This window comes from Pseudoalteromonas sp. SG45-2 (genome assembly GCF_014164115.1).
GTDB classification, from domain to species: domain Bacteria; phylum Pseudomonadota; class Gammaproteobacteria; order Enterobacterales; family Alteromonadaceae; genus Pseudoalteromonas; species Pseudoalteromonas distincta.
Window position 1 is genome coordinate 117,876 of the sequence record NZ_JACJEO010000001.1, and the last position, 17,547, is coordinate 135,422.

A 17,547-nucleotide genomic window follows, 5' to 3' on the forward strand; every position below is an offset into this window, starting at 1 on the left:
GGTTTTTTTATAGCTGTATAAATGTAGCTTATGAGTCAATAGACTTATGATAATCTTCTAAGTCTTTAGCTGCATTAGGGTCGTTAAAGATGCTCTCATCAAGTTCACCTTCAGACTTGGCAACAACACAGGTAACCATACAATCACCGGTTACATTAACTGCTGTACGTGTCATATCAAGTAATCTATCTACACCGATAATAATTGCAATCCCTTCTACAGGTAAGCCAACTTGGTTAAGTACCATCGCCAGCATTATTAGACCAACACCTGGTACGCCTGCTGTACCTACAGAGGCAAGTGTTGCTGTTAGTATAACCATTAGATAATCAGAAATTGTTAAATCTACACTAAACACTTGTGCAATGAATACGGTAGCCACACCTTGCATGATGGCAGTGCCATCCATGTTAATGGTAGCACCCAGTGGGATAGTAAATGAGGCAACCGAGTTATTAGCACCTAGTTTTTTAGTAGCAGTTTCAAGTGTAATAGGCATAGTTGCGCTTGAGCTCGAGGTACTAAATGCAAATAAGCATGTGTGCTTCATTTTTGCTAAGAAAATAAGCGGGTTTAAGCCCGTTAATATTTTTAAAAGCAATGTGTAGTTTACGAAAGCATGTAATAACAGTGCAAGCACTACAACGCCAAAGTATTTGGCTAGGCTAACAATTAAGTTAAGCTCAATTGTTGTAAATAGTTTTGCCATTAAAAAGAACACGCCATAAGGTGCAATGTTCATTAACAGCGTAACTAGTTTTAAGATTACTGTGTTTAAATCTTCAAAAACACTTGCTACGCGTTTGCCTGTTTTACCACTTAATGCCATTGCTACACCAAATAATAGTGCAAACACTATAACTTGAAGCATATTACCCTTGGCCATGGCTTCAAATGGGTTAGTAGGAAACATATCTATAATTACACGTGCAAGGGTAGGCGCTTCTTTGGCATCATAAGTTGCATTAGATGGCAAGCTTATACCTTCACCAGGGCTAAATAATAAGGCAAGTGTAATAGCCACCGTTATAGCAATAGCCGTAGTTAATAAATATAAACCAATAGATTTACCACCTAGGCGGCCTAGTTTTTTAGGGTCACTTAAGCTACAGGTACCACAAACGAGCGATACAAAAACAAGAGGCACAACTAACATTTTTAAGCTGGCAATAAATATTTGGCCACCAACATGGAAAATACCATCAACAAAAAAGGCTTTAATTGGCAAAGAGAATAACCCAAGTGGTATTAGATAATCGTCTTCACCAGCTAATATAGCCTGAAATATAAAACCTACTGCAACCCCAAGCGCCATACCAATCATGATGCGAGTGGTTAAACTCATTGAACGGATTTTTGACATATTCCCTGATCTACATTTTATAAATTTGCCATAGACTACCAGCAAGGAAATATTTACTACAGAAAAAATTGGTATTTATTTAAAATTATTTTGCGCAAAAAAGTAATAAAAAACTGAGATTTTAGACTAAGTTATAGGTTAATATTAAGTGAAAATTAATTTTGATTATAATAACAACGCTAGGGAGAGGTTCATGCCTTTAATGCGACTGCTCGGCATTTCATTGCTAAGTTTTTTACTCACAGCCTGTGGTGGCGGTGGGTCACTTGAAAAAGACGGCTCTATTAGTGATGGTGATTCCACGACGGAAACATCAACCTATACAATAAGTTTGAAAGGTTATTTGAAAGCGAGTGATACTGAGTCGAATAGTGTTACTGCTGATGCTCCTTTAGAATTAAGAGCTAGTTTAGTTAATGAAGATGGTGATGCAGTGTCTGGCGAGCGTATTACATTCACGTTAGCGGATTCTATTGGTGAGCTAGACCCAGTAGCAGGTACCGCTCTTACTCAATCAGATGGCGTAGCGACTATTGAACTAATAGCAGGTTCAAGTGCAGGTGCAGGTGAAGTTACAGCCACTTTTACGATTGATAGTGTCAGTTACACGGATACATTTGCTTTTGAATCTGATGGTACCGCGTCAACAGAACCTCAGTTAAGTATCACAGCTGTAAACAGTTCAGGTGAGAATACTCGTAATGTTGATTATTCAAACCCTCTTACTGTTCAAGTTGAGCTAGAGATTGATGGAGAGCCTGCTGCATTTAAGCTTGTTGAATTCGTACTCACTGGTTTAGGAACAATCAATCCAACTAACGGCACAGCACTAACAAATGCTCAAGGCATTGCAACAATAAGCCTTCTAGCTGGTACAGAAGTTGGTGCAGGTTCTATAGTTGCAACCTACACTGATAATGAAAACATTGTTTACAGCTCTGATGGTTATACATTTACTACCGAAGGTGATGCACCCGTTCAGGGTGAGTCGTTAGACTTTTCTATAGGATTGAGTCTTACATCTTCGACTTCATTGACCGAAATTAGTACCATTAGTGCAGCCGATAGTGGTGTGGTTAAAGCAACTGTTCTTGATGGTGATGGTATTAAAGTAGAGGGGGCCGTTGTTAATTTTTCTTCTACCCTAGGTAATCTTATCCCAAGCATTGGAACAGCATTAACAAACGAAAATGGTATAGCTTCACTTAATTTAACTTCAGGTACTGTCGAAGGTGCTGGTTTAATAACCGCACAGTATGAAGGTGTGGAGAAAACGTTGGGCTTTTACACCCGAGGCGATGCTGTAAACCCAGATCAAAGCACTGCGGATATCAATTTTAAAATTTTGCAAAACTGTCCGGTTGATTTTAAAACAACTAGAGATGCAAGTTTATGTGAAGAGGTAACAAGTATTTCAGGTGATTCTTCAGCTATTTTATTTATTGAAGTGACTAATGAAGACTCTACAACACCACTTACTCAAGCTTTAGTAACCGCTACTACTACTATTGGATCTATTACTCCTTCAACAGGCACTGCAATTACAGATGCAAATGGTATCGCACTACTCGATATTGTTCCTGGGCAAGATGTAGGGGCAGGTGAAATCACCGTGTCTGTACTTGATAGTAACTTGACTAAAGCGTTTCAGATTGCTGCGGTAGATATCGAAATTTCTATTTCGAGCTCTATTGCTGATGATGAGCTATTAGCGGCAGGGGCTACGGCTCTAATTTCTATTGAAATTTCTAAAGATGGTGAGTTATATACAACTCCATTAACGGTTGAATTCTCATCGGGCTGTGTAAGTTCGGGGCAGGCATCAATTGATGAAACAGTGACTAGTATTGGTGGATTTGCACGTTCTACATATCGCCCTTTAACTTGTGTGGGTGGTGATATTATTACAGCAACGGTTATTACTGGTGGAGATACCGTTTCTGCAAATACTACAATTAATGTATCACCTGCAAATATTGGTTTTTTACAGTTTATAGATGTTACAGAGCCTGTAATTGCATTAAAAGGTACTGGTGGTGCTGACCGTACTGAAATTTCAGAAGTGACTTTCAAACTTGTCGATTCAAACGGGAACGATTTAGCGTCAAGAACGGTTAACTTTGAACTTTCAACTGCTGTAGGTGGCATTACATTAGGCACTGCCAGCGCTATTACTAATGCCAGTGGCGAAGTGAAGACATCAGTACTATCGGGTTCGATTGCAACACCTGTACGTGTTATTGCATCAAGTGAAGAAGAGGTAGAAGGTAATACAGTTGTTGTAACAGCCCCTTCAGATATTCTTGTTGTTAGTACAGGTATAGCTGATCAAAATAGTTTTTCGCTATCGCGTTCTATTTTCAATCCCCATGCATTAAATGTTGATGGTAATACAGTAGCGGTTAACGCACGTTTAGCCGATCACTTTAATAATCCTGTTCCAGATGGTACGGCCGTTACTTTTATTACAGAAGGTGGAGTTATTGAGCCAAGTTGTACTACAACGAATGGAGCATGTAGCGTTACTTGGACAAGTAGCAACCCGCGTCCTTTTACTGATTCAATGTACGAAAATACAATTGCTCAAAAATGTGATGGTGGATTACCGTGCCCATTAGGTATTTTAAATAATGATCTTACAATAGATTTACCACTTGGTGGACGAGCAACCGTTCATGCATATGCTATTGGTGAAGAGACTTTTTCAGACTTAAATGGTAATGGTTACTTTGATAGCGAAGACTTCTTTGATGATTTATTTGATATCCCAGAAGCTTTTATTGATAACAATGAAGATGGTACTTTTGGCGGCGAAGATTGTAGTGATGGAACAGACCCATGTTCTCGTGACAATTCAACAGGTGATGAGTTTGAAGAGTTCGTAGATTTTGATGGTAATGGTTCTTGGACTACCCAAAACGGTTTATACAATGGTTTACTATGTCGTGAAGAAGACGAAACCGCAGGCCTATGTAGCCGTCAATTGGTTAATGTATTTCAAAACCAAGAGATTGTTATGTCGGGTGATGCGGCATTCTTTAGATTAGTAACCTATGCTGATGATTGCTCTGCTATTGCAGGCGTAACAGCATCTGAGGTGCATATAAACAGTGATCCAGCGAGCCCATTAGTACGTCGCTCACAAGCTGATCCAACAAGCCAACAGATGTGTCAAGTCAGTGAAATAGATTTAACCCAGACTCCAACAGGGACTAGTAGTGTCAGTCTGATTATGTATATTGCAGATATGTATAATAATCCTATGCCTGCAGGTACTGAGGTATCTATTAGTACTGATAACGGTGAAATTACTGGCGAAACTAGTTATGTATTTCCTAATACTACGAGCTTTGTTCCAGTAGGTGTTTCTTTTGGTATTAAACGGGAACCTTTGACAGGTGGTAACGATAGTCCATCGGGTAGCTTAAATATATCAGTTGAAGCTCCTTCAGGTTTAGTTTCACCATTTTCAGTTTCAGTAGTCGACGATTTATAATCGTTTAAAATAAAAAATGCCAACCTTTAGGTTGGCATTTTTGTTTCTGTTCTATATATTCCACATCAATTAATCTAAAAACACCGGTTTGTTTAATTTAACGACAAAAATTGTTCGTTTATTCAGTAAATACTGAAAAGTTTGTATTAAAAGCTTGTAACAACTAGTGTTTGTAGATATACCTATAAATATTCGCGCCGCTTATGTCGGCAAAACACATTTTTAATATTTGGTTAGAAATAGGCAACTATGGGCAAATCGCTAGTAATTGTAGAGTCACCTGCTAAGGCTAAAACAATTAATAAATATTTAGGTAATGACTTCATCGTAAAGTCCAGTATTGGGCATGTACGTGATTTACCTACTTCAGGTTCGAGCAAAGCTAAAGTGCCGGCAACTAAAACGCCAGCAGAAGTTCGCAAAATGGAACCTGAAGAGAAAGCAGCGTATAAAAAGCAACGAGATTATACTAACCTAGTCGCGCGTATGGGTATTGATCCTGAGCAAGGTTGGGAGCCGCATTATGAAATCCTGCCAGGTAAAGAGAAGGTTGTTCAAGAATTACAAAAGCTGGCTGAAAATGCAGATCAAATATACCTCGCAACGGATTTGGATAGAGAAGGGGAAGCAATTGCTTGGCACCTTCAAGAAATCATTGGCGGCGAACCTGAAAAGTATAAGCGCGTAGTTTTTAACGAGATTACCAAAAACGCAATACAACAAGCCTTCGAAACACCAGGTGAGCTTAATACTGACATGGTTTACGCTCAGCAAACACGACGCTTTTTAGACCGTGTTGTAGGCTTTATGGTTTCTCCTTTGTTGTGGGCAAAAGTTGCACGTGGTCTATCTGCAGGACGAGTTCAGTCTGTTGCGGTACGCTTATTAGTTGAGCGTGAACGTGAAATTAAGGCATTTATCCCTGAAGAGTTTTGGGATATTCACGCTGATGTTAAGAATACTGAGTCTGAGTTACGCTTAGAAGTAACCAAACAAGCAGGAAAGGCATTTAAGCCTGTAAATGAAGCTCAGGCTAGCGCAGCTGTTAAAAGCCTTGAGAATGCAGAATACAAAGTAATTAGCGTTGAAGAAAAACCAAGTAAAAGTCGCCCAAGTGCGCCATTAATTACTTCAACCATGCAACAAGCGGCAAGTACACGCCTAGGTTATGGCGTTAAAAAGACTATGATGCTCGCTCAGCGTTTGTATGAAGGCGGTTATATTACTTATATGCGTACCGATTCAACCAATCTTTCAAAAGATGCGGTTGAAATGTGTCGTGAGTATGTAACGAACGAGTTTGGTGCTAAATATTTACCAAAAGATCCAATTAACTATAGCTCTAAAGGCAATGCACAAGAAGCGCATGAGGCAATTCGTCCTTCAAGCGTTACAGTGTTGTCTGGTCATATCGAAGGCGTAGATGCCGATGCTAAAAAGCTGTATGAGTTAATTTGGCGTCAGTTTGTAGCGTGTCAAATGGTACCTGCTGAATACGACTTAACAACACTGACTGTTGCAGCTAACGATTTCCAGCTCAAAGCAAAAGGCCGCGTGCTTCGCTTTGATGGTTGGACAAAAGTACAACCTGCGGTGCGTAAAAAGAACGAAGAAGATCAATCACTGCCAGCTGTTAAAGAAGGTGAAATACTTACTTTAATAGAACTTGATCCTAAGCAGCATTTTACTAAGCCGCCAGCTCGCTTTAGTGAAGCTAGTTTAGTAAAAGAGCTTGAAAAGCGTGGTATTGGTCGTCCATCTACTTATGCGTCGATTATATCAACAATTCAAGATCGTGGTTATGTACGTGTAGAAAATCGCCGTTTCTTTGCTGAAAAAATGGGTGAAATTGTTACTGACCGCTTAGTTGAAAACTTCACTGATTTAATGAACTTTGATTTTACAGCTAAAATGGAAGGTCGTTTAGATGACATTGCTGAAGGCGAGCGTGTATGGACTCAAGTTTTAGATAAGTTTTATGCTGATTTTTCAACGCAACTAACTGTCGCTAAAGACGAGCCAGAGAATGGTGGCATGCGTCTTAATGAGATGGTTGAAACCGATATAGAATGTCCTACATGTAGCCGCAAAATGGGCATACGTACGGCTTCAACCGGTGTTTTCTTAGGGTGTACTGGTTACAGCCTTCCGCCAAAAGAGCGTTGTACTACAACAATGAACTTAGTGTCGGGCGATGAAGCGGTTGCTGCTGATGTCGAAGACGTAGAAACCGAAAAATTAATGCAGATGAAGCGTTGTCCTATTTGTGAAACTGCAATGGACTCATACCTAATTGACGAAACCCGTAAACTACATGTGTGTGGTAATAACCCAGCATGTAAAGGGCATATAGTTGAAGAAGGTACCTTTAAAATTAAAGGCTACGACGGACCAATTATCGAATGTGATAAGTGCGGTTCTGACATGGAGCTTAAATCGGGTCGCTTTGGTAAGTACTTTGGTTGCAATAACGACGAGTGTAAGAACACACGTAAGTTACTTAAAAATGGTGAGGCTGCTCCACCAAAAGAAGATCCTGTTCACATTACTGAATTAGAGTGTGAGAAGTCAGATGCGTATTTTGTTTTACGTGATGGCGCTGCGGGTATATTTTTAGCCGCAAATACTTTTCCTAAGTCACGTGAAACACGTGCACCCAAGGTTGAAGAACTAAAACGCTTTAGAGACCGCATTTCGCCTAAGTTTTATTATTTAGCAGATGCACCAGCTAAAGATCCTGATGGTAATCTTGCTGTTGTACGCTATAGCCGTAAAAATAAATCTCAGTATGTTATGACTGAAGTTGACGGTAAAGCTACCGGCTGGACTGCTCATTATGAAGCAGGTAAATGGACAGAAGAAGCGAAGAAAAAAGCAGCGCCTAAAAAGAAAGCAGCTGCAAAAAAGGCACCAGCTAAAGCTAAGCCTAAAGCGAAAGCTAAAAAAGAAGATGAATAAGCTCGTTATTGCTTATTCATAGCTTTTGTAGATTTAAAAAATCATAAAAAAACCGGAATGCACAGCTTGTGTCTATTCCGGTTTTTTTGTGCCTAGTTGAATGCTTTCGCAACGGCTTTATTAGCAGTACATTCACCTAAGCGTGTTACCAATTTGATTAAAAACATGGTCATTTTAGCGTATTAAATAACTCAGTTACTGCGTTAAAAACTATTCATATATGACTGCATAGATGCAGACAGTAGGCATTGCAGGGAGCAGCTGCCGAGAACAAATATATGTCATGCTTTTTCGCTTAGCTATTGAGCTTTATTCTTAGCGCTATAATTGATCACTAATTAAATGTAATTGGTATAATTAAATCTTAACAGAAGATACTTTTTTATAGCCTTCAGATTCAAGCTCATCATTTACGCATTTTAATACGTAGGCATTTAGCTCTTCATTGCTTACGTCATCATCTTTAGCCCAGTTAACACACATTTCTGTGTATTCTTTTATCATTTCGGCTGAAGCTGTTGGCGCATCGTCTGCAACCGCGTAAGTCGCAGATACTGCAAATAGTGGTGCTACGATTAGTGCTAGCAATGCTTTTTTCATTCGTTTATTCCTAAAAAAATGGTGTGATGACTGATTTATCCAGTTTAAAGTTAGGTATAAATCAGTAGTGCCCAATCCAGAACAACTCTGTTGGTATGTTGATTTTTAATCGAAATTGAAATAAAAGATAACGAAATTTTTTTATCGTGAGGATGAGTAATTTACTTGTCGGTTTTTAAACTTTAGTAAGTACAGCATTATAAGCTGGAGTAATATATTTAGTAGCTAAGAAAACTTGATTCTGCGCTTTATATTAATAACCTTTAGATTGTTTTAGGAAAAGTGATTTTTTAGGTTCAAAAATGAAATGGATAAGCGCCATTGTATATTTCTGCTATGAGGATATTTTAAATTTGTAATATCAGCCGTATTATTTGCTTTAACTGAATGTCTAAATGTTGAAACTAAAAGTCACTAGAATGCGTTAAATACAAAAAAGCCCAAGTGAATAGCTTGGGCTTTTTCGTGTGTAACGCGCTTACGTATACACTAAACGTAACTTTTGAGTCATTAACACTGAGCGTAAAAACATGCGTAAGGCTCAAGTATTGTGGTGCCTCGGTCTAACTTTGCGCTGTGGTGGCTAAGCTCGGTGTATTCTTTAACGATTGATGTTGGCATATCAATACTTGTTTGCTTAGCGCTGAGATTGAACATACAAAGCATTCTTTGCTTTCCAAGCGTTCTATAAAAAGCAAGCACAGGCTCTGGCGTTTCTATAAATTCAATATCACCTTCAAGTAAAACTGTTTGGCTTTTTCGCCATGCCATAAACTCACGGTAGGCATTTAAAATTGAGTTGTTATCATCTGTTTGTATAGCTACTGATTGCTGCTTATGTGCATTATCAACGGGTAGCCAAGGTTTTACTTCACTAAAACCTGCATGAGATGAATCAGCTAGATCCCAAGGCATTGGTGTTCTACAGCCATCACGCCCTTTAAAATTAGGCCAAAATGTAATGCCGTATGGGTCTTGTAAATCTTCAAATGCCACACTTGCTTCACCTAAACCTAGCTCTTCACCTTGATACATACACACGCTGCCGCGAAGAGAAGCTAATAGGGCGGTTAGCATTTTACATTGTTGAGGGTTTACTTCGCCATTTTCGCTCCAGCGGCTCGCTACGCGCTCTACATCATGATTACTAAATGCCCAGCATGGCCAGCCTTCAGTCATACGTTGTTCTAGAGTTTGAACCGTAGTTCTAATATATTCACTTGAGTAATCATTTGTTAATAGCTCAAAGCTATAACCCATGTGCAGTTTGTCGCCACCTTGGGTGTACTGCGCCATTGTAGCTAATGAATCTTCTGATGAGATTTCGCCAAGCGATACAGTACCTGGGTATTTATTAAGTAATGTGCGAATATCTTGCATAAATTCAATATTTTCAGGCTGAGTATTATTGTAGTAATGGTACTGAAATGCATACGGATTATCTTCACTAAAACCACGACCCTGGCGCTTATCTTTTGGTTTAGCCGGATTATCACGTAATTGCGCGTCGTGATAGCAAAAATTAATTGCATCAAGCCTAAAACCATCAACGCCTTTTTTAAGCCAAAACTCAACATTATCAAGCACAGCTTTTCGAACATCTGGGTTATGAAAGTTAAGATCCGGTTGTTCGGTTAAAAAATTATGTAGGTAGTATTGCCCGCGACGAGGCTCCCACTGCCAAGCACCACCACCAAAAATAGATAGCCAGTTGTTTGGGGCTGTTCCATCATCTTTTGCGTCAGCCCAAACATACCAGTCGGCTTTACTGTTATTTTGATTTTCACGGCTATCAGTAAACCATTGGTGTTGATCTGATGTATGGCTTAACACCTGATCAATAATTATTTTAATATTACGAGTGTGGGCTTCGCTTATTAGCTCATCAAAATCATTTAGGTCACCAAAAAGCGGGTCAATGTCACGATAGTCGCTAATATCATAGCCAAAGTCTTTCATTGGCGATTTGAAAAAAGGTGAAATCCAAATAGCATCAACGCCTAAGCTTTTAATGTAATCAATACGATTAATAATCCCTCTTAAATCACCAATGCCATCGTTGTTGCTATCTTGAAAGCTACGCGGATAAACTTGATAAATAACCGCACCTTTATACCACTGCTTTTGGGTCATGCTTTTCTCCGTCATTCCACACAGTATTTAGACTATTTTTATTTGTGATTACGATTAATCACGTTATTTGCAAAAAGCATACGTGAAGCCTTGTACACTGTAAAAAGTCTGCATACGTATGCACTAAAATTAACGCAATTAAATTATTAAAAATAAGTATTTATAGCTAGTTTAAAGGTGTTTTATTTATGTATTGGATTTTTACCAATTATGGTGCTCACTTACTTTCTGACTTTTATTAAACATAACGGTTTGTCATACAAGAGAAAATATATTTTATGTTTTGAATTTAATGGTCTGACCAATTAAACATTTGAATTGTGTCTAATATTTCTCATTCTAAATAGCGATACTAATTAGTTTCACTTTGTTTACATTGCGTCCTGTTAACTTTTAGTTTTTGATACAGTAGATTTTACATGTAATGTTGATTGCGTCATTTTCAATAATTTTATTTACAACAAAATCAATTGTTTAATGTTTGTTTGGCAAGGTTTTTATTAATCTGAAGTCGTGCTATAACTGTTGAATACGTATGCATAAAGTTGTTAATAAAATAAAGCTGGCGTTAATATTCATCCTGACAACAAAATTAGCTCGCCTGTTTGACTATCACTCAAATAAAGAAGCGAGTATCACAATATGGGTAACGGGAAAAACATCATGTCTATGTTCAAACCAAGTATATTAACGTTGGCAATGGCTACTGCAGGATTAGCAAGCTTTGCCTCTGTAGCAGCACAAGAAGATACAGCTAAAAATGATGACGTTGAGGTTATCGAAGTAAAAGGCTTTCGTGGCAGTGTTGTAGAATCAATCAACACAAAGCGTTTTTCTACTCAAGTCGTTGAGTCAATTTCAGCAGAAGATATAGGTAAGCTACCTGATTCATCTATTGCTGAGTCTATTGCACGCTTACCAGGTTTAACAGCGCAACGCCTAGATGGTCGCGCAAGTAGAGTATCAATTCGTGGTTTTGGTGAAAACGAAAGTGGCACCACATTTAATGGCCGCGAGCAAGTATCTATTAGTGATAACCGCGGCGTAGAATTTGACCTTTACCCATCAGAAATTATGAGCGGTGTAACTGTTTATAAAACACCAAGTGCAAATTTAGATGCAGAGGGTATTGCGGGCATAATTAACATGCAAACAGTTCGCCCACTAAGTAAAGGTGAACGTGTTGTTCAAGTAAATGGACAGTATGAGCAAACAAGCTTTGATAAATTAAACCCTGACGGCAACGACGACGGTTACCGTGGCACTTTCTCATACATCGACCAGTTTGCTGATGACACTATAGGTATTGCATTTGCACTAAACACCATGAGCTCGCCAAACCAAGAAAAACGTTGGAATTCATGGGGGTACCCTGAATTCACTGCTGAAGATGGTAACTCGTATTCAATTTTAGGCGGTGCTAAACCATATGTTCGTTCATCAACGCTTGAACGTGATTCAGCAATGCTTGTTCTAGAGGCAGCGCCTACAGATAAACTAAATATGACGTTTGATGCGTTGTATGTAGACTTTACAGACGAGCAAATTTTGCGCGGCATTGAAGTTCCTTTTGCTTGGGGTCAAGGTAGTATTGATGCAAGCAGTGCTATAGTAGATGCAGAAAGTGGATTTATAACAAGTGCTGTAACACAAGGCCAACGTGTTGTTGTGCGTAACGATTACCAAGAGCGTGATGCTGAACTAACTGCATTTGGATTTAACACTAAATACGATATTGATGATTCATGGTCAGTAGAATTTGACGCAAGCTACTCGCAAGTTGACCGTAAAATTTGGAGTATAGAAAGCTACTCAGGTACAGGGCGTGGTGATTCTCGCGGTGTAGCAGATAACTTAGGTTATGCTTTTAATGGTGGCAATACTGGCGCTACTTTTTCACATGACTTAGATTACAGCGATTATGATCTAATTCAATTAGGTGGGCCGCTTTCGTGGGGTGCAAGCTCTGCACTAAATGATGCATATGGATTAACTGGCACAGAGTATGAAAACCAAGCTCAAGACGGTTTTATTAATGCTCCAACTATTGAAGATGAATTAGTTACATTAAAACTTGCAGCGTCTAAAGTACTAGAAAACGAATACATTAGCTCAATTGAATTTGGCTTAGGTTATAAAGAGCGTGAAAAGTCTAAATCTTCGCAAGGTTACTTCTTGACTTTAACTGATTTTTCTCTTGAAAACCCAGGAATGCTTAGTGTACCTGAGCAATACCGTTTAGGCAGTGTTGGCCTTGACTTTATTGGGCTAGGCGACATGATAGCCTACGATGTAAATGGTTTAGTTAATGATGGTTACTATGAAACCCTTGACGAAAGTTTAACTAGCTCAACTCATGCAACTAAGTCGTGGACAGTAAAAGAAGAAATCACCTCAGCATTTGCACAAGCTAATATTAATGCAGAAGTAAGTGGTCTTCCATTAACTGGTAATGTTGGGGTGCGCTATGTTCATACAGATCAATCCTCTCAAGGTAATGCTTTTGGTGTAGATGGGAATACTGGTCTAGTCATTACTTCACCTACAGATATTGGTCACGATTATTCTCACGTTTTACCAAGCTTAAATTTATCACTTGCGATTGATGAGCAGCAAACAATACGTTTTGGCGCAGCTAAAACAATCTCACGTGCGCGTATAGATGAAATGAACGCCTCTGTTAATGCATCATATAATGATACACCGGATGAAAACGGTAACTTTTGGTCTGTATCGGGTGGTAACCCTAATTTAGAACCTAAAGAAGCAACAGGCTACGATTTATCTTATGAAAACTACTTTAGTGATGAAGGTTACTTCTCTGCTGCATTTTTCTATAAAGACTTAACCCAGTGGATTTTTGACGGTACTTACGCGATTGATATGTCGGGTGTTGCGGACCCATCAACAGGTGAAGTACCAGCTACGTCAGAAGGTACTGGCAGTGGCAAAGTAAATGGCGGCGGCGGTGACCTATACGGTTACGAGATATCTCTAGCGTTACCATTTAAAATTTTCCACCCGTCTCTTGAAGGCTTTGGCTTAATTGCTAGTCATACAGGTATTGAATCTGATATTGAAGATGGAAATGGCAATGAGTACGAACTACCGGGTCTATCAGATAAAATTCAAAGCTTAACGGTTTACTACGAGATGAATGGCATGCAATTACGAACCAGCATGCGTAAGCGTAGTGACTTCAAAGGTGATGTTTACGGATTAGGCTTTAATACAGAGCAAGTGAATATTATCGGCGAAACAATTTGGGATATTCAGGCAGGTTATGACTTCTCTGAAGCAGGGGTTGAGAGCCTTGAAGGTTTATCAATTCAGTTCCAAGTTCAAAACTTAACAGAAGAGCCGTTCACATCGCTTTCTGGCGATAACGCGCTACAAGTTCGCGACTACCAAGATTACGGTCGCACTTACTTGTTAGGCTTTAGCTACCAGCTATAATAAAGGTTGTGTGTAGGAGCCCTTGTAATTTGTTTTACAAGGGCTTTTTTATAGCTACTTTATCAAACTTAACAAAGCTTTAAACTGTAAACGTGGACAATAATATGAAACCAATAAAACACGTCGTAATCGCAGGCGGGGGCACAGCAGGGTGGATAACAGCCGCCTTGCTTAATAAAGTGTTAGGTAAAGTAATCAAAATAACCCTTATTGAGTCAAGTACTATTGGCACTATAGGCGTGGGTGAAGCAACAATTCCGCCTATTATTCAGCTTAATAACGCACTGGGTATAAACGAGCAAGAGTTTATAAACGCTACTAATGCATCTATAAAACTAGGAATTGAGTTCGAAAATTGGAAAACCACCTCTCATAGCTACATGCATGCTTTTGGCTCATTTGGAAAAGACTTCCCCTTTTGCGATTTTTACAATTTTTGGGTAAAAGGGCACATTAGCGGTACAGAAGAAAGCTTATGGGATTTTTCTCTTAACTACCAAGCAGCTAAACAGCATAAGTTTGCACCATTAAATACCATACCTAACACGCAATTACCTGGCTTAAGCTATGCGTACCATTTTGACGCAACTTTATATGCCGAGTTTTTAAAAAAGCTCGCAATGTCACGCGGTGTTGATCATATTGATGCCAAAATAGAGCAGGTTGAACAATGCCCTCTATCAGGGAATATAAAATCATTAACCCTTGATAGCACACAGCAGATAAATGGCGACCTTTTTATAGACGCTACAGGGCAGCGCGCCTTACTCATAGAGCAAACCCTTAATACAGGTTTTGTAGATTGGTCTCATTACTTACCATGCGACAGCGCCGTGGCGTCGCAGTCTCAAGGTACTAGCGAGCTAAAACCTTATACGCGTTCAATTGCACACAGCGCAGGCTGGCAGTGGCAAATACCGCTGCAAAGCCGAATAGGTAATGGCTTGGTGTACTGTAGCCGTTATTTATCTGACGATGCAGCAACGCAGTTATTATTAAACAATTTACCCGCTGAGCCCATTACGGCGCCACGTGTTATAAAATTTAAAACAGGACGGCGTTTAAAGCAGTGGCATAAAAACGTGGTGTCGGTTGGTCTTGCTAGTGGCTTTTTAGAGCCGTTAGAGTCAACTAGTATCCACTTAATACAAAGTGCAGTAACCCGTTTAATAAAGCTGTTTCCACACAATGGCATAAGCGAAACTTTAGTTACTGAATTTAATAAGCAAAGCGTGATAGAAATAGAGCACATACGCGATTTTATTATTTTGCATTACAAACTGACGGAGCGAGAAGATTCTGCTTTTTGGCGACAATGCAAGCAAATGGACATTCCTCACTCATTGGCCCACAAGCTCAAATTATTTAAGGAAACTGGCAAAGTAGTGCGCGAAAACGATGAACTATTTGCCGAAGTTGCTTGGCAACAGGTATTTATTGGCCAAGGCCTCATCCCCGATGATTACAACAGTATTGTTGACTCATTAAGCAGTGAACAACTAAACGACTTATTTTCTACATTAAAAACGCTTATTACCTCAACAGTAGATCAATTACCCACTCATAAAGATTTTTTAGCAAAAATTAAAAAGGCCTGATGATGCGATTTTTAAACACACTTTTACTTGTAAGTGCCTGTACTTTACCAACCATTAGCTACGCACTTAACGTTGAGCCTGCTAATTGGTGGGTTGGCATGAACAAAAATACCATAACCATCATGGTGCATGAGCAAAATATTGCAAACGAGCAAATTAAATTAGCTAAATACAATGGTGTTAAGTTAAATAAAGTAACCCGTACAGATAACCCAAATTATGTATTTTTAAATATTACTATTACTGATACCGCTAAAGCAGGAACGCTTGTGTTTAACACCAGCGAAGCGAGTCAAAATTTTGAGTTTTCACTACTTGAACGTAATAAAAACAGCGCAAACCGCCAAGGGTTTACATCATCCGATACGCTTTATTTAATTAACCCAGATCGCTTTGCTAATGGTGATAAACAAAACGATAGCGTTCCTAGCATGTTAGAAGCCGCTGATCCTAGTACTAAGGGCGGGCGCCACGGTGGTGATATTCAAGGTGTTATAAACGCATTACCGTATTTAAACAATTTAGGCGTTACACAGCTTTGGCTTACCCCAGTGCTTGAAAACAACATGCCAGATTATTCTTATCATGGTTATGCAATTACAGATTTTTATAATGTTGACCCACGTATGGGCTCAAACCAGTTATATAAAACGCTCTCGGTAAAAGCAAAAGAGCAGGGCATAGGCCTGGTAATGGATATGGTTCTTAACCATTTTGGCTCTGAGCATACTTGGGTTAAAGATAAGCCAACTAAAGATTGGATTAACTTTAATGGCGAGTTTAAAAAAGGTAAAAACGCCACAAGCCATGCGCGCCAAACTATACAAGACCCACACGCGAGTGAATACGACAAGCGCCAGTTTAACGATGGTTGGTTTGTAGAAACCATGCCCGATTTAAATCAGCGCCAGCCACTGTTAAGTGAATACTTAATTCAAAATGCTATTTGGTGGATAGAATACGCCGATTTAAGTGGTATTCGTGTTGATACCTACTCTTACTCAGATAAAGCATTTTTGAGTGATTGGACAAAAGCCATAATGCAGGAGTACCCAAACTTTAATATTGTTGGAGAAGAGTGGACGTCAAACCCTGCTATTGCCTCTTACTGGCAACGTGGCAAGCATAACCAAGATGGTTATACATCAAGCTTACCAAGCGTGATGGACTTTTCGTTGCAAGAGTCGGTAATTCAAGCGCTAAATGAAGAAGAAAGCTGGAACACGGGCTGGGTTAAAGTCTATGAGTCGTTAGCTAATGACTTTTTATACCCAGATACAGATAACATTATGGTATTTGCAGATAACCACGATATGAGCCGTGTTTATACTGAACTTGGCCAAGACGTAGCTAAAACAAAAATGGCGATGACGTTATTTTTAACCACACGTGGTATAGCGCAAATGTATTACGGCACCGAAGTACTATTGGATAACACCCCAAGTAAAGACCATGGTGATATTAGAATCGACTTCCCGGGTGGATTTAAAGGCCAAACACGTAATGCCTTTACGGGCGAGGGGCTAACAAAACAGCAAAAAGACATGCATAACACCATTAGTATGCTGCTTAATTTTAGAAAAAACAGCTCAGCATTAGATAAAGGAAAGCTTGTACATTTTACGCCTCAACAAGGCGTGTATAGTTACGCGCGTATTAGCGACGAGCAAACGGTGTTGGTATTTATGAATAAAAACACAAAAGAGCTAACTAAGAATATTGAGTATATGCAGGAAGTAATACCAAAAAATACCAAAGCACTTAACTTATTCACCCACAAAACACAGGTGTTGGGTAATACAGTTGCTTTACCGGCAATGAGTGCAACGGTATTAATTATAAATACCTCTCAATAGTTTACCTGAATACGTATGCAGCAACTGTATGGTTGCTGCAGTAATCTTTAGTATAAAGTTAATAACAATACTGACAAAAAAGACACA

General features: G+C 39.2%; 8 protein-coding genes. 5 read left to right on the forward strand and 3 right to left on the reverse strand.

Annotation, left to right across the window (positions count from 1 at the left end):
* Positions 1 to 28 precede the first annotated feature (28 nt).
* Entirely contained in the window at positions 29 to 1,363 is a 1,335-nt protein-coding gene (locus tag H5116_RS00570; protein ID WP_024606768.1) for a dicarboxylate/amino acid:cation symporter, read from the reverse strand.
* Positions 1,364 to 1,556: 193 nt separating this feature from the next.
* Here H5116_RS00570 and H5116_RS00575 point away from each other — a divergent pair, with 193 nt between their 5' ends.
* On the forward strand, positions 1,557 to 4,859 hold the full coding sequence (locus H5116_RS00575) for an Ig-like domain-containing protein (protein WP_182715324.1): 3,303 nt from the start codon (positions 1,557 to 1,559) through the stop codon (positions 4,857 to 4,859).
* 249 nt (positions 4,860 to 5,108) lie between these two features.
* A complete protein-coding gene (gene topA / locus H5116_RS00580) occupies positions 5,109 to 7,817 on the forward strand; it encodes a type I DNA topoisomerase (protein WP_149602799.1) in 2,709 nt (902 codons plus the stop codon).
* A 357-nt stretch (positions 7,818 to 8,174) separates the two neighbouring features.
* Here the strand turns inward: topA and H5116_RS00585 are convergent, their stop codons facing one another.
* A complete protein-coding gene (locus H5116_RS00585; protein ID WP_002959734.1) occupies positions 8,175 to 8,417 on the reverse strand; it encodes a hypothetical protein in 243 nt (80 codons plus the stop codon).
* A gap of 510 nt (positions 8,418 to 8,927) precedes the next feature.
* Positions 8,928 to 10,550 carry an alpha-glucosidase family protein gene (locus H5116_RS00590; RefSeq protein ID WP_182715325.1) on the reverse strand — a complete coding sequence of 541 codons (1,623 nt, stop codon included), beginning with the start codon at positions 10,548 to 10,550 and terminating at the stop codon, positions 8,928 to 8,930.
* Positions 10,551 to 11,213: 663 nt separating this feature from the next.
* Between H5116_RS00590 and H5116_RS00595 the strand changes: the two genes are divergently transcribed.
* The 3 genes from H5116_RS00595 (at position 11,214) to H5116_RS00605 (ending at position 17,460) form a co-directional block, all read left to right on the forward strand.
* On the forward strand, positions 11,214 to 14,006 hold the full coding sequence (locus H5116_RS00595; RefSeq protein ID WP_182693524.1) for a TonB-dependent receptor: 2,793 nt from the start codon (positions 11,214 to 11,216) through the stop codon (positions 14,004 to 14,006).
* Between the two features lie 104 nt (positions 14,007 to 14,110).
* On the forward strand, positions 14,111 to 15,604 hold the full coding sequence (locus H5116_RS00600) for a tryptophan halogenase family protein (RefSeq protein ID WP_182715326.1): 1,494 nt from the start codon (positions 14,111 to 14,113) through the stop codon (positions 15,602 to 15,604).
* Positions 15,604 to 17,460 (forward strand): glycoside hydrolase family 13 protein, encoded by a 1,857-nt coding sequence (locus tag H5116_RS00605; RefSeq protein WP_182715327.1) that lies wholly within the window; start codon positions 15,604 to 15,606, stop codon positions 17,458 to 17,460. Before H5116_RS00600 ends, H5116_RS00605 begins: the two co-directional genes overlap by 1 nt.
* Positions 17,461 to 17,547: the final 87 nt, after the last annotated feature.